We start from the raw sequence: 18,224 nt of genomic DNA on the forward strand, positions 1-18,224 counted from the left end.
CATTCTCCCCGCCCCGCGCAAGGGGGCGCCGGGCCCCCGGCGCCGGCCAAGTGCGCCGAGAGCGCCCGGCGCGCGCCGCCACGCGTGGGCGCCGGTCAGGGGCGCCAGAGCACCCGGTGTTCCTCCAGGTGGGACAGCACCGCGTGATTCGCCTCCCAGCCGTCCGGGAACTTCACGGTCACGCCCAGCTGGACCGGCTCCGTCGACGGATGGTCGTCCAGGAGGTCGGTGACGCCCGCACGGCAGACCACGATGCACGCGTGCCGGTGGCGCGAGGCCAGCACGCACAGGCGGCCCGTCTCCAGATGGAAGGCGGTCGCGTCGGGGCGGCCGGAGAGCGGGTGGAGGACGACCGTCACGTCGAACTCCCTGCCCTGGAGCCGGTTCGCGGTGTCGACGGCGACCCCGCTCACCCCGACGTCCGCGAGCGCCGCCCGGATCGCGGCCGCCTGGTCGCGGTGCGCGGTGCCGACCGCGATCCGGGCCGCGGTGAGCGGCACGGGCTGTGGCGAACGTTCGCTGGTCGCGGCGCCGCCCCGGTCCAGAAGGCGGCGTACGACCTCGGCGACCGCGTGGACCGCTTCCGGGTCGGTGCGCGGGGTGTGCCGGGCGGGCAGTTCGAGCAGGGCCCAGCCCGACTCGGCCGCCTCGTCAAGCGCGCGGTCCGGCGCCGAGCCGTCGGAGGGGACGCCGAAGGCTAGGTGCCGGTCGCCGTGGCCGGTGCCGCTGCGGAACGGGGTGAACGGATAGAACGCGTCCGAGACGAGCGGCGCCGCCGACGCCGGGAGCCGCCACGAGACCGGCAGGCGGTGCTGCGGCAGCTCCGGGTTGTGCGCGAGCAGCGTCGAGACCGCGCTCGCCGACGGGTCGTACGACAGGCCCGCCCACTGCTCGGCGTCCGCGATCGCGAACGGGTCGAGCTGGCCCGGGTCACCCACGAACAGCGCCCGCTCGAAGAGCCCGGCGACCGCGAGCAGCGCGTCGGAGCGCATCTGGTACGCCTCGTCCACGATCGCGTGCCGCCACGGCTCGACGTCCTTCACATGTGCCCACTTCGCGGCCGTGGAGATCACCACGTCCAGGCCCGCCAGATCACCCGCCTTCGACGACTTGCGTACGGTGTCAAGCTCGTCGAGCGCCTTGTCGTACGGGTCCGCGTCGCTGCTGTGCAGTCGGCCGAGCGGCAGGTCGGGGGCCTGCTCGGCGAGGCGTACCACCAGGTCGTCCACCTGGGAGTTGGTCTGGGCGACCACCATCAACGGGCGCCCCGCAGCGGCCAGTTCAAGCGCCGCGCGCACCACGAGCGTGGACTTGCCCGCGCCGGGCGGCGAGTCCACGACGACGCCGCGGGCCGAGCCGTGCAGGGTGTCGGCGAGGATCGCGTCGGTGGCCTCGGCCGCGGCCGCGCCCGGGTCGAAGGCGGTCACAGGATGTCCTCGGGGGTCAGCGGATCGGGCTGTTCGGCGGCGCCGCCCGGGGGACCGCCGTGCGTCCAGGGGGTGGCCTCCGGGTCGGGCAGCTTCGGGGCGCCGCGCTGCTCGTGCTCGAACAGCGTCCAGCAGAGCCGGTCGCCCTTGTCCGGCACGGAGCCGGGCGCCGGGTCCCTGCTCCGGCCCATCTTGTCCAGCAGCCGCAGGACCAGCACGCCCTCGGACTCGTACGTCACGAACTCGGCCTTCTGCGCCTTCTGGGGGCTGCCGTCCAGGGTGCGGAACACCTTCGTGCCCTCGGCGAGGTGCGGGGTGTCGTCGGTGCGCAGGGTGACGAGCGGACGGGGGCTCGGCCGCTTGGACTGCGACCACTCCTGGACGACCTCGACCACCTCGCCCACGAAGGCCTCGCCCGCGAGTCTGCGGCCCGCCATCACCAGCGGATCGTCCAGCGCCTCGCCCGCCTCCAGTTCGGCCTGAGCGCGCTCGCGCCGCAGCAGCTTGGTGGCGGCGGTCACCGCGTCGTCGCGGCGCGGCTGCGGCGGCTCGCCCGCGGCGATCCGGTCCCGTTGACCGGTGAACGACCAGCGGTCGCTGGTCCAGCGCGCCGCCGCCCGCTCGCCCTCGGGGAGCTCCCGCAGCAGGTCGAGGGCGCGCCACACCGCCGACCAGGTGGGCATCAGCTGCTCGGCCAGCAGTCGGCGGATCTCCCGCTCCGCGGCGGTCAGTTGGCCCAGCCACTCGTCCGCGGCCATGCCGTCCTCGGCCGCGTGGAGCGCCTGGCGGGCCCGGTCGTAGCGCTCCACGGCGGGGGCGAGCAGGCGGTTGTCGAACGCCGGGTCGGTGGCCGGACCGGCCGGCGGGCACAGCAGCTGGCCGGCCGCGTCCCGTTCCAGTTCGGCCTGGAGCGCGGCCTGCGCGCCGGATTCACCGGCGGGCGGGTCGATCCAGGCGAGCAGCGCGCCCAGGTGCTGGTCCTCCAGGCTGGACTGGCCGGTCGCCCAGTGCCGGTTGAGGAGATCGGTGGCGGCGAGCAGCAGCGCGGCCCCGGGCGTGCGGGCGCGCTCGCCGTAGTGCGTGAACCAGCGGCCCAGCAGCGGGACCCGGGGCGGCGCCGGATGGGGCGTGTCGGGGTCCTGCTCGGCGGTGCGGCGGAACCGCATCGAGCGGCCCAGGAGCCGTACGAAGTCGATACCGGCCCGCCCGGGGACGATCAACTGCGGAGCGTCCTCGCACAGTTCGACCTCGACCTTGGCCTTCTTGCCGGTCTCGGCATCGGTTTCTCCCCCCGCCTTCGGTTGGGAGGTGTCCGTGCGCTCGACCAGCTCGACGCGGTCGGCGTACGCGTCCAGATACGGCAGTACGGCGTCGGCCAGGTCGGCCAGGAACGTGAACCGCAGGTCGCGGTCGCGGGGCTGGGGGACCACGAGCAGCGTCGGGGCCGCGCGGTCGGTGCCGACGAGCGCGCCGAGCGGGGCGCCCGCCTCGCCTGCCGTGGTGAGCGGCACGAAGACCAGGGGGTGCTCGGAGAGGTGGCGGTGGCGGACGCCGGCCAGCGGCTGGGCCCGTCCGGTCTCGACGGCCTCCAGCCGGGCCAGCGTGGTGATCAATGACACCGGGCGGCCTCCGGGGTGGCGCGCCGGGCGAGAGGAGGCTCGGCGAGGACGACCGCGCTGGGCACGGCCGCGCTCAGCGCTCGGGATTCACTCAGGACGGGCATGCGATCGCCTCCCTGCGCAGGGCCGCCGCGCGGCGTACCGCGGCGACCGTCGGATCGTCGGGGTCGCCCGATGCTCCGCGGGCCGCCGACAGGACCTCGCCGATCGTGACCAGGCCGCCGAGCTCGCCCCGCAGACTCCGGCCGAGCGCCGTCACCGCGCCCTCGGCGCGAGCCCGCTCGCGGCAGTGGAAGGCCAGCTCGCAGGCGGCCAGACACTCCGGCGCGTACACCGCGGGCACCGCCTCGACCGCGGCCGCCAGCGCGTCGCCGCTCTGGCCGTCGAGGTCGAAGGTGGTACCGGGGGGCAGGGCATCCGCGATGTCCTCGATACGGGCAAGACGTGTCAACTGGCGCCGGGTGACCGACAGTTGCTTGCGTACGTCGACCACGGAGGCGGTCGGCAGGTTGGAGAAGTCCTTGGGGCAGACCAGCAGTACCGAGTGGTCCACGGCGGCTCGGCCGGTGGCGGCGGCGACCCGTTCGAGGGCCAGTACGTAGACCGCCGACTGGCGGGCGGCCGCGCCCACCTTCGACGGGTCGGCCGCCGCGTCGATCATGGGGAACGACTTGATCTCGACGACCGTCCAGCGGCCGTCGGGGTGCACCACCACCGCGTCCGGCTCCAGATAGGCGGGGGAGCCCGCCACGTCCAGGGCCAGCATCGGATGGTCGAGGAAGGCCCAGTGCCCGGCGGCGGTGGCCTCCCGCAGGGCGAGGGCGGTGCGGGCCGCGCGGCCCTCGGGGCCGGCCGCCGCGAGATCGGGGGCGAGCACGTCGCACGGCGGCTGTGAGCCCGCGCCCATCCGCTCGTGCAGCAGGCGCAGCAGCTCGGTGCCGCCGTCGCCCTTCACCTTCGCCTCGAAGGCGTTGCCCCGCATGAACGCGAACTGGGACTGGCCGAACGCGGCCGACGGTGAGCCGATCGCCTCGGCGAGCGCGCCCTTGTCCACCCCGGCGCCGTCGAGCAGGGCGCGTCTGCGGCAGCCCGGGTTCGCGGCGAGGGCCGCGAGCGCGCGTGCGTCCAGCGGACGGGCCGGGACGGTCGGCCCGCGCAGCTCAGCGAGCCGGCGACGCAGCGCCGTCGTCGGCTTCCGCGGGGGTGGTGGAGGGGGCCCGCTGCCCAGGGATTCGCTCACCCGGGGAAGTCTCGCATCCACCACTGACAATCGGGGCGCCCGTGGCGGAAGAGGCGGGCGCGAAGCGGGCCCCCAGGCGGGCCGTGAGCCGCAGCAAGGGCCGTGAGAGCAGCAGGCCGACGCCCATCACGGCGACACCGGCGAGCGCGTCGAGGAGGTAGTGGTTGGCGGTGCCCATCACCACGAACGTGATGAGCAGCGGGTAGGCGACCGCCGCGACCTTGGCCGGCTTGTTGCCGCCGAACCGCCACAGCATCACCCCGCACCACAGCGCCCACCCCACGTGCAGGCTGGGCATCGCGGCGAACTGGTTGGTCATCCCGCCAAGACCGCGCGGCGCGCTCGCGTCGGCGCCCCACCAGCCGTACGAGCCGTACTGCGCCATCGTGTCGGTGAAGCCGTGCACCGGGGCGAGGAGGCGGGGCGGGCAGGTCGGCAGGAAGGTGAAGCCGATCAGGCCGAGCATGGTGGAGGTCATCAGCCAGCCGCGCGCGGCCCGGTACTGCCCCGGGCGGCGGCGGAACAGCCAGACCAGGACGGCCGGGGTGACCAGGTAGTGCAGGGAGGCGTACACGAAGTCGGCGGGTATGCCCAGCGCCGGGGTGCGCGTGAAGAGCCGGTTGAGCGGATGCTCCAGGTTGATGTGGAGCGCCTGCTCGATGCGCAGGATGTCCAGACCGTGGGCGACGGCCAGCGGCTCGTCTCCGCGTACGATCAGCCGTCCCAGGGAGTAGACCCCGTACACGAGCGCCAGGAGCGGGAGTTCGGTCCACCAGCGCGGTCGCGTGGCGTGGAGCGGCGGCTGCATCCGGAAGGTTCCCCCAATTGGTCCTCGGACTGCCCTCAGGGGGCCTCTGGGTCTTTGACGTGCGTTCAACCGTACGGTGTAAGCGATTGCGTTCGCGCAGCACCCCGGCGTACCGGTCAGACGCCGGGATCCGGCCACGGGTTGCCTCGGGCGGTACGCGATGATGGTCACTGGCACTTTTCGTATGGAATCAGGAGATATGACCCATGGCAGCCGCCGCACCGCGCATTCTGCTGGCCCGGCACGGGCAGACCCAGTGGTCGCTCGTGGGCAAGCACACCGGCCGGACCGACATTCCGCTCCTTGAAGAGGGCCGTCGCGGCGCGAAGCTGCTCGGTGAGCGGCTGCACCGGGGGCCGTGGGGCGGGCTGCCGGGCGTCGAGGTCCGTACCAGCCCGCTGGTGCGCGCCGCCGAGACGTGTGAGCTCGCCGGGTTCGGTGAGCGGGCCGAGCCGTGGGACGCGCTGATGGAGTTCGACTACGGCGCCTACGAGGGCATGGCTCCGGCCGAGATCCAGGCCGTCCGGCCCGGCTGGTTCATCTGGCGCGACGGGGTGCCGGACGGGGAGACCCTCGCCCAGGTCTCCGCGCGGGCGGACGAAGTGGTCGACTGGGCGCGCTCGGCGGGGCGCGACGTGCTGGTCTTCGCGCACGGGCACATCCTGCGGTCCATCGCCGCGCGCTGGCTGGGCGAGGACATCTCCTTCGCCGCCCGCATCCGCCTGGACCCGACGTCGCTGTCGGTCCTGGGATGGGCGTACGGGGACCCGGCGCTGGAGCGCTGGAACGACACGGGCCACTTGGAGCCGTAACCCCCGCCCCCGGGGGCCCGCCCCCGGGCCCCCGCTCCTCAATCGCCGGAGGGGCTGGGGCGTTGTCGCAAGGGGACCGAGAGGTGCGGCCGTGCTGCTGGGCCCTGGCCCGCGGTGGGCCCATCGCGCTGGGCGGGGGAGTCCTCTTGCGGGGGCGGGGTTATACGGCTGCCGTTGCCCGCCGCTCCAGGAAGCACGCCACCTCCGGCGACGCCCGGTGCGGGGCCAGGATGCGGGACGTGTCGGCCAGCATCGCCTGGACGCGGGTCGACTGGACCTGGTTCAGAAGGTCCAGGACCTGGTGGCCGACCGCCGCGGACTCCGCGGGCGCCCCCGCCCGCGCGAGGTCGTCGGCCAGCTCGGCCCGGTACAGCGCCAGGTTCCGCGCGAAGTGCGGATCCTGCGCCGTCGCCGCCCGGTGGGCGTGGCGCGCCGCCCGCGACCACTCGCCGAGCGTCGACCAGCACTGCGCCTGGAGCATCTCAAGCTCGGCCTCCACGAAGAAGGTCATCCACTCCGGATCGGCCTCGCAGGCACCCCGCGCGAACTGGCTGTGCGCCCGAGCGAGCGACTCCTCGCAGGCCGAGCGGTCGCCGAGCCCCGCCCAGCCCCCGGCCTCGCGCAGCGCGAGCAGGGACAGCAGCCGGGGCGAGGCCACCAGGCGGGCCGCGCGCTCGCCCGCCTGCGCCGCCCGCATCGCCTCGCGCGGGCGGCCCATGTCCCGGGCCAGGAACGACATGTTGCAGAAGGCGTGTGCCTCCAGACCCGGATCGCCCGCGAGCCGAGCCGTGGCGAGCGCCTCCGCGTAGTGCGAGCGCGCCTCCTCGAAGCGGCCCGAGTCGTGCGCCAACCAGCCGACGGAGATGGCCAGTTCACCCGCCCCGGTGTGCAGCCGCTCATGCGTAGAGCGCCGGGCCGCACCTGCTTCGAGCAGGGCGTACGCGGTCCGCAGGGGCTGTGCGGCGCGCTGGTAGAGGCCGTCCGCGCCATGCCGGTCGTCCAGCAGCCTGATCCTTCGCACCGCCTCCTCGACGGCGTTCACCTCTGCCTCGCCGACGCGCCGGGCGGGATGCACGGGCGCCGGGCCGAGACCCAGTGAGACGGTCGCCACCGCGGCGGTGGAACCCGTCATGAATGCGCGACGCAGCACGTCGCTCTCCTCGTGGTTCTGGAAGTTCTGATGGTCGGACGGTTGGTGGTGCGGTTTGCCCTGCCAGGACACGAGGCGGATCGGGGGCGTACCGGGAACCGCGCGCGCCCCGCGGCCCCGTACCGTCTCCCTTGCCGAGAACCCCAAGTCCGCCAGGGTCAAACCCGGGAACATGTGCCGGAAGACCCTTTCGTACGCGTAGTTGGGGCAGCGGATCTCGCCGTTCTCCACGCGTCCGATGTAGCGGGCGTCGCAGGCGACCTGCTCGCCGATCTCGCGGGCGGCCCGGCGGACCGCGGCCGCGAACTCACCCGGCGAGCGTGCGCCCCGCAACTGCCGGAAAGAGGTGTTGGGTTCCCGTGTGAGGGGGCGCCGCGCCTGCGGGTCTTCCGCGTTCGCCCGGGGATCTGCCTGGGGATCTGATGACGGCGCCATGGCTCGACAGCTCTCTCTGGCGGGGTGATGCGGAGCAAGAACGTACCTGCTGCGGAGTGGCGTTCACACGGCGTTTGCCTACAAACCGGATATCTCATCCCCGATCCGCCATGAAATGCCATCCTTTGCGGCGGCGTGCCGCCGTTCCCCTTGACGCGCAAGGGCGTTGAACCATGCGGAGAGCGCCATACACCGCAGAAACGCGGAGGGCTTGCCTTGTTGGAGGACTGCGTGGACACCGACACCGACATCGACATCACCGGCTCCCGAACGCAGACGACGACCGCCCGTCATCCGCACGCACCTCAGGCGAGCGTCCCGCCGTCCTGCTCGCGCGTTGAGGAGCCCTGCGACCTGGTGACCGTGCCCGCCCGGCAGGGCCTGGAGGCCGTCGACATCATCCGGCGCGGCACCGCGGCGGCGGCCGTCGGCCCGGTCCTGCACGACGGGACCTGCGACACCCTCGGCTTCCTGGTGCCGCCGGGCACCGCCGCGGCCTGGGACGTGCCGGGCAGCGCCTGTACGGAGACCGACGGCCGCGGCCTGCGCATCACGGGCCTGCCCGCCGCGCCCCCCGTCACCGGCTCGGGGTGGCTGCTCCCGCCGGACACCGCCGAGGTCACCGACCCGGGCCTGCTCCGCGAGGCCCTCGGCGAGGCGGCCCGGATGATCGAGGCCGCGGACGGTATTCGCGAGGCCGAGGGGCGCTAGCGCAGGGGCTCGTTCTGCCCCCGGGGGCTCGGGAAGGCGGTGCCCGCCGGCACGGTCGATAATGGCCGGATGGCGAAAAGCAGCAGGCGGCGCGGGCCCGAGCCCGTGGTCGAGACCGTGGACGGCGGTCTCGCGGAGCTCATACCCGACCGGGACCGGACCGGCGGGTGGACCCTGCTGCTCGACGGCGCACCGCAGTCCCACGTCGACCTCGACGCCCCGCAGCGTCTGACCTTCGAGTACCAGCGGCGCCTCGGCCACGTCATCGACCTCGCCGCGCCGCCCGGCCGGGCGCTGAACGTGCTGCACCTCGGCGGCGGTGCCTTCACCCTGGCCCGCTACATCGCGGCCACCCGCCCCCGCTCCACCCAGCAGATAGTCGAGCTCGACGCCGCGCTGGTCCAGCTCGTGCGCCGCGAGCTGCCGCTCGACCCCGGGGCCCGGATCCGGGTGCGGAGCGGGGACGCGCGGGCCGGGCTCGCCAAGCTCCCCGACGACTGGGCCGACCTCGTCATCGCGGACGTGTTCAGCGGTGCGCGCACCCCCGCGCATCTGACCAGCACCGAGTTCCTGGCGGACGTACGCAGGGTGCTGAAGCCGGGCGGAACGTACGCCGCGAACCTCGCCGACGGGCCGCCGCTCGCGCATCTGCGGGGCCAGATCGCCACCGCCGCCGGGGTCTTCCCCGAGCTCGCGCTCGCCGCCGATCCGACGGTGCTGCGCGGCAAACGGTTCGGGAACGCGGTGCTCGTCGGCTCGGCCGTGGCGCTGCCGGTCGCCGAGCTGACCCGGCGGATCGCGGGCGACCCACACCCCGGACGCGTCCAGCACGGACGGGAGCTCGCCGACTTCACCGGCGGGGCGACCGCGGTGAGCGACGCGAGCGCGAAGCCCTCGCCCGCCCCGCCGGCCGGGGCCTTCCGGTGAGCCCGCCGGTCAGGTGTTGTTGATCTCCACCATGGGCGGGTGGCCGTTCCAGGTGCAGAAGACCGAGACGGTCTCGGTGCCGCGGGTGAACGTGACCCGGATCCACTCCGGCTGGATCCAGCGCTGCATCTGCCAGCCCGAGGCGGGCGTCGCCGAGACCAGTTGGGCCGACCTGTCGCCGAGGTCGAAGACGACCCGGCCGCCCGACACGTTGTAGCCCTTCACGGTGCCGGAGTTGGCCGGGTCCTCCGAAGTGGCGGGCGGCGAGGGCGACTTGGCGTCTGACGACGGGGATCGGCTGCCCGACGGCTGCCCGTCCCCGGGGCTCTTCGACGCCTTCTGCGTTGCGGAGGCCGACGGTGCGGCCGGGGTCTGCCTGGGGCGCTGGGTCGACGACGACAGCGGCCGGGTGTTCTGCGCGGTGTGCACGTCGCCGCTGATCGGCAGGGCGCGGGGCGGGTCGTACGCCGTCCCCGCCATCACCGTGTGGACACCCCACCAGGAGAGCGTGACCGCCGCGCCCGTGGCGAGCGACCATGCCAAACCGTGTACGAGTCCTCTGTGCATCCGGGCCATACTGCACCACGAGCCCCAGCCGTGTCCCGCCCCGCCCGTCCGCACTCCCACCAGGGACCCGGATCCTCCCGATGGCGTACGGTGCGGCCCATGGCAAGTGTGCTCGTGGTCGAGGACGACCAGTTTGTCCGCTCCGCCCTCATCCGCCACCTCACCGAGGCCTCCCACACCGTACGGAGCGTCGGCACGGCACTGGAGGCGCTGCGCGAAGTGGCCCATTTCCGGTTCGACCTGGTCATCCTGGACCTCGGGCTGCCCGATCTGGACGGGTCCGAGGCGCTGAAGATGCTGCGCGGCATCACCGACGTACCGGTGATCATCGCGACCGCGCGGGACGACGAGACGGAGATCGTGCGGCTGCTCAACGACGGTGCGGACGACTACCTCACCAAGCCGTTCTCCGTGGAGCACCTCTCCGCGCGGATGGCCGCCGTGCTGCGCCGGGCGCGTGCCACGGCCGGGGCCGAGCCTCCGTCGCGGGTCCTCCAGGTCGGCGGGCTCCGCGTCGACCCGCTGCGCCGGCAGGCCGAACTCGACGGCGCCCAGCTCGATCTGACCCGGCGCGAGTTCGACCTGCTCGCCTTCCTGGCCGGGCGGCCCGGTGTGGTCGTGCCGCGCAAGGAGCTGCTCGCCGAGGTGTGGCAGCAGTCCTACGGCGACGACCAGACCATCGACGTCCATCTGTCCTGGCTGCGGCGGAAGTTGGGGGAGACCGCGGCCCGGCCGCGCTATCTGCACACCCTGCGGGGCGTGGGCGTGAAGCTGGAGCCCCCGAGGTGAGGTGGGCGCTGGTCCGGGTGTGCCTCGCGGTCACCGTGATGGTCGTGGTCGCCTTCGCGGTGCCGCTCGGCATGGTCATCAAGGAGATGGCCCGCGACCGGGCGTTCTCCAACGCCGAACGGCAGGCCGCGGCGATCGGGCCGACGCTGTCCATCACCACCGAGCGCGATGCCCTGGAACGGGCCGTCGCCTCCACCCAGTTCGGCGCCGAGGACCGGATGGCCCTGCACGTCCCGGCGGACCCGGCGGTGGCCGGCAGCACGCCCGTGGAGATCGGCAGGCGGCGGGCCGCGGAGAAGGACCTGGAAGCCACCCGGAAGATCATCAAGGCCTCCATCACGGACGTGCCGGGCGGCTCCGCGCTGCTCCAGCCGACCGCGTTGAGCTCCGGCCAGATCGCGATCGTCGAGGTCTTCGTGCCGGAGGCCGAGGTCACCAACGGTGTGGCGACGGCCTGGCTGGTCCTGGCCGGTGTCGGCATCGGCCTGATCATCGGGTCGGTGGCGGTCGCCGACCGGCTCGGGGTGCGCATGGTCCAGCCGGCCCAGCGGCTCGCGGGCGCGGCGCAGGACCTGGGCGAGGGGAAGCTCGGGGCGCGGGTCCCCGAGGAGGGGCCCACCGAACTACGCTCGGCCGCCGTCGCCTTCAACTCGATGGCCGACCAGGTGGTCCAACTTCTCGCCAACGAACGGGAGTTGGCCGCCGACCTCTCGCACCGGCTGCGTACGCCGCTCACCGTCCTGCGGCTGAACGCGGCCTCCCTCGGGGACGGGCCCGCGGCCGAGCAGACCCGGGCGGCGGTCGAGCAGCTGGAGCGCGAGGTCGACACCATCATCCGCACGGCCCGGGACGCCAAGCCCCAGACACAGCCCGCCGGCGCGGGCGCGGGCTGCGACGCCAGCGAGGTCATCCTGGAGCGGATGGCGTTCTGGTCGGCCCTTGCCGAGGACGAGGGGCGCGAGGTGCGGCTGGCGGGCGTGGACCGGCCGGTACGCATCCCGGTGGCCCGGCCCGATCTGGTGGCGGTGCTCGACGCGCTGCTCGGCAACGTGTTCCGGCACACGCCGGAGGGCACGGCGTTCTCGGTCGACGTCCACAACGGGGAGGACGCGGTGATCGTGCTGGTCTCCGACGCGGGGCCGGGGATCTCCGATCCCCGGGCGGCGCTGGCCCGGGGCAACAGCGGGGGCCGTCCCGGGTCTACGGGGCTCGGGCTCGACATCGTCCGCCGGGTCGCGGAGTCGACGGGTGGCGACGTCCGGATCGGGCATTCCGTCCTGGGCGGGACGGAGGTCCGCCTCTGGATCGGGCTCGGGGTTACGCCGCCGGGCCGGCGCGGGCATCGGGTGCGGGGGCGGGGCCGAGCCCGTCGGGGGGCGGACGCCTGATCCCCGCTCGGCGGGCGGGCGCCCTAGGGCTCCGCCCCAGACCCCGTTCGCGCCTTAAGGGCGCTCGCCCTCAAACGGAGGGCTGAAATGCTCCGGTGCCGGCCGGCACGGACGCTGCCAGGGGCGCGGGGAACTGCGCGACAGGCCACGGCGGCCCGCAGCCGATCCGACTCCCCCCCCCGGAGGGTCCAGGGAAGCCCCGATGCTCGTAAGTAGGTGTTCTGGAGAGTACGGCCTGGTCAGGACACAAGAAAGCCCCGTCCGGCACTGTGGCCGAACGGGGCTGGTTCCTGTCTGGGACTGATCTACGAGCAGAACGACGACTTCACGGCGGTCACGATGTTCGCGGCCTGGTCGTCAGTGAGGCTCGGCACCGTGCCGCCCTCGTACCGGCTCGCGCTGCGCGGCATCCGGCGAAGGCACCGAAGCTCGGTAGCCCTTGGACGGAACGGCGGAAGCCCGCTCACCTTCGCCGAGGGCAGATGAGCGGGCCGCGCTACTAGCTCAGCCTTCCGACGAGTTGCAAGAAGCACACCCGACGTTGAAGGGCTTGCCTGTCTCAGGGTCGACTGTGAGGGTCGCTCCGAGACCGTGCGGGCAGAATCGACGGGGGCGCCTTCCGGGGCGCTTTTCGACCCGAAGACGCTGCCAGCTTGCCAGCAGCTTGCTGTACCGAGGGTCATCCCACCTGTGGGGCGCTCCGCCTTCTTCGCTCACTGCGGTTCCTTCCTGACGGACCGTGGTCAACTGTAGAGCGGTAGCCGCAAGTTGGGGGTGCGGCTGCCGCTGGTCACTCAGACGGTTTGCGGTGCCGCACAGTTGGACCCGCCGTCGGTGCACTCGCTGTGCATGCAATCGGCGGACACCAGTACCTCCCCCTGCGTTTCCTTGGCCCACAGGTACAGGTCCGGTACGTACCCCGCACGTTCGATGGCGCTCAGCGTCCGGATCACCGTTGCGTCGTCGTGTTGCTTTGTCGCCGGGGTCTCCGGTACGTGGTGGACGAACTTCCCGAGATCGTCCGTCAGGCGTTGATAGGTGCGCGTGTCCTGGATCAGGGCGTGCCATCCCTCGTCGACGATCCGTGAGGGCCGAAGGGTCAGTCCGGGCGTCTTGTTGCCTGCCGCTGCTGCCACGAACTTGAGGGCTTCATCAACGATTCGCCCTGCCAGCGATTCGCTGATGTCGGCGTTGGCGCGCTGCACCAGGCGCACGGCACCTTCGAAGCTCTCATCTGCGATCAGTTGCCGGGCACTCGGCTTGAGGTCGCCGGTTGGCGCCAACTCGCTGAGAACGGACATCGGGTTGCCTTCCCTTCGATGGGTTGGTTGGACCGTTCCGGTCCCGTAGCGGAGCCTGCGTACGGGACCGGAGCGGGGCTTAGGTGGGTGTGGCGGGCCGCTTCCGGCGTCTCCGTTTCACGGGACGTGCGTCCGAGCGGGGACTCGCCCCGAACCCCCGGCCGGGACGGACGACTCGTCGTGACCTCACCGGGGCCGGGAACCTATGGGGCCGCGCGTTCGTGCTGCGGCTCCTGGGGAGACGGCGGCGGGATCTCCTGCTTCCCCTCGTCCAGCTCCAGGCGGCGCACAAGTGCCACGTCTTCAAAGGTCCGGGCGAACGTGGGGTGTCCGGACAGGCCCGTGTGCGTCATCATCGCCAGATCGGCGGCCTTGAGGTCTGACGTAGCGGCCAGCGTCCATAGGCAGGCACTGTCAAGACAGCGAGCCGAGACGGTGATCTCTCCGTGCGGGTGCGTGCCGATGGAGTGCTTTACCGGCCGGATCACGCCGCGGGGGGTTCTCACAGTCCCGACCTCACAGGGCGAGTCCACACGCGCGCCTGCCAGACTTCGGCGTCAGTCGGCGGGCGGAGCCTGCTCGGCGGGGCGGCCCACTCGGCACCCCCACCCGGCGGCACGAGGTACACGCTGCCTTTGAACAGGCGACGTACTTCCCCGATCCGCCTGTCTGCCGTGTCTACTGCATAACCACCCATCGTGGGCGACCAGTTGTCGGCCATCGCTTCTCGCCGTCCCCTCGAACGTCGTAAGCCTTGATCGTGCTGCCGCGAGGGAATGCCGACTAGCGGCCCGTGTAGGCCAACTGTCGGCCAGACTGGGCACATGTCGGGGGACATGGGGGCCAACATCCGGCGCGAGCGGAAACAGCACGGATGGAGCCAGGCACGCCTAGCGCGGGAGGTCTGCCGAGTCGCCGGGGTTCAGGGCGAACCGGTCGGCCGCCAAGAGGTCAGCCGATGGGAAACAGGGAAGCGCACGCCCCGCGAGTGGTTGCCGTCCATCGCTGACGCTCTCGGCGTGCCCGTGGATGCGCTCACAGCGCCGCAGCCGCCCGCTGAACCTCCGTTGCCGACGCTCGCTGACTATTTGCCTGCCGATGATCCGCTAGCACCCCTCATCACCCGCACTGGGCGACGCATCGGCATGGAGCAGGTAGGCGACTTGCAACAGCGCGTGCACGGCCTACGGCTAGCCGATGATGTTCTAGCCGGTGGCGACCTGATCCGTCCCGCGCTCCGCGAACTCCGATCGGCCGTGAAGCTTTACCGGGAAGGCAGCCACAGCGGAGAGGTGGGCCGCGAACTCCTGCGCCAGATTGGCGAGTTGGGGCAGATCGCCGGATGGATCGCGAGCGACGCCGGGCAGTACAGCGAGGCGGAACAGATCTACCGACTAGGACTCAGCGCCGCGAGGCAGGCAGCGGATCACACCTTGGCCGGGAACCTCGCCGGGTCGCTGGCATACCAACTCAGCAATACTGGAAGGGAAGCTGAGGGGATCCAGCTCGCCCGCGCCGCTCTCGACGTGGCCGGAACAGACGCACCGGCCAAGGCTCGCGCGCTGTACCTCGACCGGACGGCATGGGCGCACACCAAGGCCGGTGAAGTTCAGCCTGCCATTCGGGCACTGGGAGAGGCCAATGAGGCGCTGAGTCAGCACAGCAAAGGAAGCGAGGCACCGGCCTACCTGTATTGGGTTGACTCCGGCGAACTACAGGTCATGGAGGCCCGTGTCTACACGGAGCTACGCCGACCACTCCGCGCCGTTCCGCTGCTCCGGGATGTACTCAGCCGATACGACGCGACCCACACGCGGGAGCTTGCCCTGTACCTGTCGTGGCTCGCCGTCGCCCTCTCTGATGCCAACGAACCCGAGGAGGCGGTAACCGTCGCCGAACGCGTGATCTCACTTTCCGCCGACGTGGCCAGCGAACGAACAGCAGAGCGTGTGCGAATCGTGCTCGCGCGCCTGGAAGAGTTCCACGACATTCCAGACGTCCGAGCACTGCTCGACGGCGCCGCATAAACGCAGGAAGCCCCCGCACTCGTCGTCCCTTCTGCGAGGGATGACGAGCGCGGGGGCTAAGTGGTGTGATCAGCCGACGAGGACGTTGGTCAGCCGTGCGGCGGCCTTCCCGCCAAGCAGGGCGAGGCCGCAATAGAAGTCGATGCGAGTGCGGTATACGGGCTTGTCGTGAGTTTCGCCAAGGTCGGTGGCCTGCACGCCACTGTTGGTCAGACCACTCACTCCGGCGTCGGCCTCGGTGCGTCCGAAGCGTACGGCGTAGATGTCGCCGGTCTGCTTACCGCCCGTTCCGGCCCTCAGCCGGAGCAGGTCGGTACGAACAACCACAGGGTTCGCAGTGCACCTGTGACGGCCAGAGGAAGCGGTGGGGTGAGGAAAGGACTCCGGGCTTAACCTCCCCCCATCCCATCCTTAAGCCGACCCTAAGATCCTCAACCCCCGTCCTGAACTGGGCATTTGTCCGGTTCCGCATCGCTAGCGTGCTGCCGCACCCCCGAATTCCCCCGCAACGCAGAGGCAGGCACGGCATGGGCAGCAGTACGCACCGGCGCAGGGCGAGCGGCAAGACCAAGGTGATCGGCGGCCTCGTCGCCGCGGCGGTCGCCGGCGGCGGAGCCTTCGCGCTCACCGGCACCGCGCAGGCCGCCTCGGTCGGCGCGGCCTACACCAAGACCAGCAGCTGGACCGGCGGCTACACCGGCCAGTACGTCATCACCAACGACACCGGCAAGACCCTCACCGACTGGACGCTGGAGTTCGACCTCCCCGCCGGCACCGCGCTCTCCTCCCTGTGGAACGGTGACCAGACCGTCAAGGGGCAGCACGTCACGGTGAAGCCCGCGAGCTGGGACAGGAGCGGGCTCGCCCCCGGCAAGTCGGCGACCGTCGGCTTCGTCACCACAGCCAGTGGCAGCGCGGGCGACCCGACCGGCTGTCTCATCAACCAGGAGAAGTGCTCCGTCGACACCGGCGCCACCCCGCAGCCCAGCGGCCGCCCCACCCAGGCGCCCACCCCCAAGCCCTCCCAGTCGGCGACCGCCAAACCGACCGCCAAGCCGTCCGGGTCCGCCACCGCGACGCCCACCCCCGGCAAGCCGTCCGGCGGCGGCACCGCGAGCGGGGCCGGGTTCGCCCCGTACGTGGACACCTCGCTCTACCCGGCGTACGACCTCGTGGACACGGCCGACAAGACCGGCGTCAAGCAGTTCAACCTCGCCTTCGTGACCTCTGGCGGCGGCTGCGCCCCGCTGTGGGGCGGCGTCACCGACCTGCCGGGTGACAAGGTCGCCGGGCAGATCGGCGCGCTGCGCGCCAAGGGCGGCGACGTGCGGGTGTCCTTCGGTGGCGCGTCCGGCTCCGAGCTGGGCCTGGTGTGCAAGAGCGCCGACGAGCTGGCCGCCGCGTACGGCAAGGTCATCGACGCGTACAAGCTCACCAAGGTCGACTTCGACATCGAGGGCGCGGCCCTGCCCGACACCGCCGCCAACACCCGACGCGCGCAGGCCATCGCCAAACTCCAGCAGTCGCACCCCGGCCTCGACGTCTCCTTCACGCTGCCCGTGATGCCGGAGGGGCTGACCCAGCCCGGCGTCGACCTGGTGGCCGACGCCAAGAAGAACGGGGTCAAGGTCTCCGCCGTCAACGTCATGGCGATGGACTACGGGCCCTCCTACAGTGGTGACATGGGCGACTACGCGATCCAGGCGGCGACCGCGACCCAGGCTCAGATCAAGGGAGTTCTGGGCCTGTCGGACGGCGCCGCGTGGAAGGCCGTCGCCGTCACGCCGATGATCGGCGTCAATGACGTCAACGTCGAGACGTTCACCGTCGCCGACGCCACCAAGCTCGTGGACTTCGCGAAGTCCAAGGGCCTCGGCTGGCTCGCGATGTGGTCGGGCGCGCGTGACAAGCAGTGCTCGGGTGGCGCCAAGAACTCCGCCGACCCGACCTGCTCCTCGATAGTCCAGGAACCGCTGGCCTTCACGAAGGCCTTCGGCGCCTACAAGTAACCCCCGGCAGAAAGCCCCAACTGCCTTACGTCCCGGCCGGGTTCACCCACCCTTCCGGGACGTAAGGCGTCCGCCCGACCGGATCGCGAGCGCCAGTACGCCGACCGCGACCGTCACCGCGAGCACCACGCCCCACGGCGGCACCCCGAAGGCGGCGAGCAGGGCGGTCAGCGGCACGGTCACGATCAGCGGCAGCACCGAGTACGCGTTCATCCTCATCGCCCCGCTCCTTCGCGGGCCGCGTCCAGGTAGTCCGAGAGGCCGTCCCACTGGCCGGGGCGGACCGAGGCGTCCCCGGACAGCGCCGCCGGATCCGCGCGCCAGGCGGCCCGTACACCGGTGGAGATCGTCCGGTCGCCGCCGCTGAACAGCGCGCTCAGCTCGTCCATCCGGGCCGCCAGTTTGCGTACGCGCGGATCGGTCGGCGGGGCGCCGCAGAGCCTCAACTCCTCGGCACGCCGATACAGTTGGGGCCACTCGACCTCCAGCAGATAGTGCGCGGCCGGGCCGAGTGCCGCGCTCCGGGCGCCCAGGGCCCGTACCTGGTCGTCGTCCAGGTGGCGGCGGAGCGCCTGTTCGGCCCCGGGGCCCGTGGCGCCGGTGGCGCGCAGCGCGTCGAGGACCGCCGAGGTGGTCGGCGCTCTGCCGTCGGCGACCTCCGCCTCGATGTGCAGGAGCCGCTCCCGCAGAGTGGTGAGCGCGGCGATGTGCGCCTCGACGCATCCGCGGTGGTCGCGCAGGACCCGGGTCGGGTCGACCCCGGATTCCAGGCACACGGCGATGGTGTCCAGGTCAAGGCCCAGACCGCGCAGGGCCAGCACCTGGTAGAGCCGGGCGATGTCGTCCTCGGTGTACTCCCGGTGGCTCCCCGCGGTGCGGCGCGAGGGGGAGAGCAGGCCGATGGTGTCCCAGTGGTGCAGGGTGCGGACGGTGAGCCCGCTGGCCGCGGCCAGCGGTCCCACCTTCCAGGTGGTCTCCGTCATGGCTCCACCTTGCATCCTCACGTGGCGTGAG

Annotated in this window: 18 protein-coding genes; 7 read left to right on the forward strand and 11 right to left on the reverse strand. The window is 72.3% G+C overall.

The genetic code is table 11. From position 1 onward, the window contains the following. Window positions 1-95 precede the first annotated feature (95 nt). From OG522_RS23860 to OG522_RS23875, 4 genes are all read right to left on the reverse strand, one after another. Window positions 96-1,427 carry an AAA domain-containing protein gene (locus OG522_RS23860; protein ID WP_329465030.1) on the reverse strand — a complete coding sequence of 444 codons (1,332 nt, stop codon included), beginning with the start codon at window positions 1,425-1,427 and terminating at the stop codon, window positions 96-98. After that, a complete protein-coding gene (locus OG522_RS23865; protein WP_329465031.1) occupies window positions 1,424-3,046 on the reverse strand; it encodes a hypothetical protein in 1,623 nt (540 codons plus the stop codon). Before OG522_RS23865 ends, OG522_RS23860 begins: the two co-directional genes overlap by 4 nt. Window positions 3,047-3,137: 91 nt before the next feature. Next, window positions 3,138-4,286 carry a hypothetical protein gene (locus OG522_RS23870; RefSeq protein ID WP_329465032.1) on the reverse strand — a complete coding sequence of 383 codons (1,149 nt, stop codon included), beginning with the start codon at window positions 4,284-4,286 and terminating at the stop codon, window positions 3,138-3,140. Continuing rightward, on the reverse strand, window positions 4,207-5,094 hold the full coding sequence (locus tag OG522_RS23875; RefSeq protein WP_329465033.1) for a phosphatase PAP2 family protein: 888 nt from the start codon (window positions 5,092-5,094) through the stop codon (window positions 4,207-4,209). Before OG522_RS23875 ends, OG522_RS23870 begins: the two co-directional genes overlap by 80 nt. Window positions 5,095-5,300: 206 nt before the next feature. Between OG522_RS23875 and OG522_RS23880 the strand changes: the two genes are divergently transcribed. Beyond that, the gene (locus OG522_RS23880) at window positions 5,301-5,906 is read left to right on the forward strand and encodes a histidine phosphatase family protein (RefSeq protein WP_329465034.1); all 606 of its coding nucleotides are present in this window, start codon (window positions 5,301-5,303) and stop codon (window positions 5,904-5,906) included. Between the two features lie 160 nt (window positions 5,907-6,066). Here the strand turns inward: OG522_RS23880 and OG522_RS23885 are convergent, their stop codons facing one another. Then, window positions 6,067-7,491, reverse strand: a complete 1,425-nt coding sequence (locus tag OG522_RS23885) for a tetratricopeptide repeat protein (protein ID WP_366341866.1) — start codon at window positions 7,489-7,491, stop codon at window positions 6,067-6,069. Window positions 7,492-7,722: 231 nt separating this feature from the next. Here OG522_RS23885 and OG522_RS23890 point away from each other — a divergent pair, with 231 nt between their 5' ends. Together OG522_RS23890 and OG522_RS23895 are read left to right on the forward strand one after the other, a co-directional pair. After that, on the forward strand, window positions 7,723-8,202 hold the full coding sequence (locus OG522_RS23890) for a hypothetical protein (protein ID WP_443074741.1): 480 nt from the start codon (window positions 7,723-7,725) through the stop codon (window positions 8,200-8,202). 69 nt (window positions 8,203-8,271) lie between these two features. Then, entirely contained in the window at window positions 8,272-9,129 is an 858-nt protein-coding gene (locus OG522_RS23895) for a spermidine synthase (protein WP_329465036.1), read from the forward strand. A 9-nt stretch (window positions 9,130-9,138) separates the two neighbouring features. Here the strand turns inward: OG522_RS23895 and OG522_RS23900 are convergent, their stop codons facing one another. Beyond that, the gene (locus tag OG522_RS23900; protein WP_329465038.1) at window positions 9,139-9,696 is read right to left on the reverse strand and encodes a hypothetical protein; all 558 of its coding nucleotides are present in this window, start codon (window positions 9,694-9,696) and stop codon (window positions 9,139-9,141) included. 99 nt (window positions 9,697-9,795) lie between these two features. Between OG522_RS23900 and OG522_RS23905 the strand changes: the two genes are divergently transcribed. Together OG522_RS23905 and OG522_RS23910 are read left to right on the forward strand one after the other, a co-directional pair. Next, window positions 9,796-10,485, forward strand: coding sequence for a response regulator transcription factor (locus OG522_RS23905; RefSeq protein WP_329465039.1), 690 nt, complete (start codon window positions 9,796-9,798; stop codon window positions 10,483-10,485). After that, on the forward strand, window positions 10,482-11,873 hold the full coding sequence (locus tag OG522_RS23910) for a sensor histidine kinase (RefSeq protein WP_329465040.1): 1,392 nt from the start codon (window positions 10,482-10,484) through the stop codon (window positions 11,871-11,873). The genes OG522_RS23905 and OG522_RS23910 overlap by 4 nt, the downstream gene beginning before the upstream one ends. Window positions 11,874-12,667: 794 nt before the next feature. Here the strand turns inward: OG522_RS23910 and OG522_RS23915 are convergent. Together OG522_RS23915 and OG522_RS23920 are read right to left on the reverse strand one after the other, a co-directional pair. Further along, complete coding sequence (locus tag OG522_RS23915) at window positions 12,668-13,174, reverse strand: hypothetical protein (protein WP_329465041.1); 507 nt, start codon at window positions 13,172-13,174, stop codon at window positions 12,668-12,670. A 203-nt stretch (window positions 13,175-13,377) separates the two neighbouring features. Further along, window positions 13,378-13,662, reverse strand: a complete 285-nt coding sequence (locus tag OG522_RS23920) for a hypothetical protein (protein WP_329465042.1) — start codon at window positions 13,660-13,662, stop codon at window positions 13,378-13,380. A 336-nt stretch (window positions 13,663-13,998) separates the two neighbouring features. Here OG522_RS23920 and OG522_RS23925 point away from each other — a divergent pair, with 336 nt between their 5' ends. Further along, window positions 13,999-15,201 carry a helix-turn-helix transcriptional regulator gene (locus OG522_RS23925; RefSeq protein WP_329465043.1) on the forward strand — a complete coding sequence of 401 codons (1,203 nt, stop codon included), beginning with the start codon at window positions 13,999-14,001 and terminating at the stop codon, window positions 15,199-15,201. A 69-nt stretch (window positions 15,202-15,270) separates the two neighbouring features. Here the strand turns inward: OG522_RS23925 and OG522_RS23930 are convergent, their stop codons facing one another. After that, complete coding sequence (locus tag OG522_RS23930) at window positions 15,271-15,528, reverse strand: hypothetical protein (RefSeq protein ID WP_329465044.1); 258 nt, start codon at window positions 15,526-15,528, stop codon at window positions 15,271-15,273. Window positions 15,529-15,728: 200 nt separating this feature from the next. On the opposite strand from OG522_RS23930, the gene OG522_RS23935 reads away from it, so the two are divergent. Then, complete coding sequence (locus tag OG522_RS23935) at window positions 15,729-17,210, forward strand: cellulose binding domain-containing protein (protein WP_329465045.1); 1,482 nt, start codon at window positions 15,729-15,731, stop codon at window positions 17,208-17,210. 42 nt (window positions 17,211-17,252) lie between these two features. Here the strand turns inward: OG522_RS23935 and OG522_RS23940 are convergent, their stop codons facing one another. Then, window positions 17,253-17,429 carry a hypothetical protein gene (locus tag OG522_RS23940; protein ID WP_329465046.1) on the reverse strand — a complete coding sequence of 59 codons (177 nt, stop codon included), beginning with the start codon at window positions 17,427-17,429 and terminating at the stop codon, window positions 17,253-17,255. Next, the gene (locus OG522_RS23945; RefSeq protein WP_329465047.1) at window positions 17,426-18,193 is read right to left on the reverse strand and encodes a MerR family transcriptional regulator; all 768 of its coding nucleotides are present in this window, start codon (window positions 18,191-18,193) and stop codon (window positions 17,426-17,428) included. The genes OG522_RS23940 and OG522_RS23945 overlap by 4 nt, the downstream gene beginning before the upstream one ends. Window positions 18,194-18,224: the final 31 nt, after the last annotated feature.

The sequence above is a fragment of the Streptomyces sp. NBC_01431 genome (genome assembly GCF_036231355.1).
GTDB lineage: Bacteria > Actinomycetota > Actinomycetes > Streptomycetales > Streptomycetaceae > Streptomyces.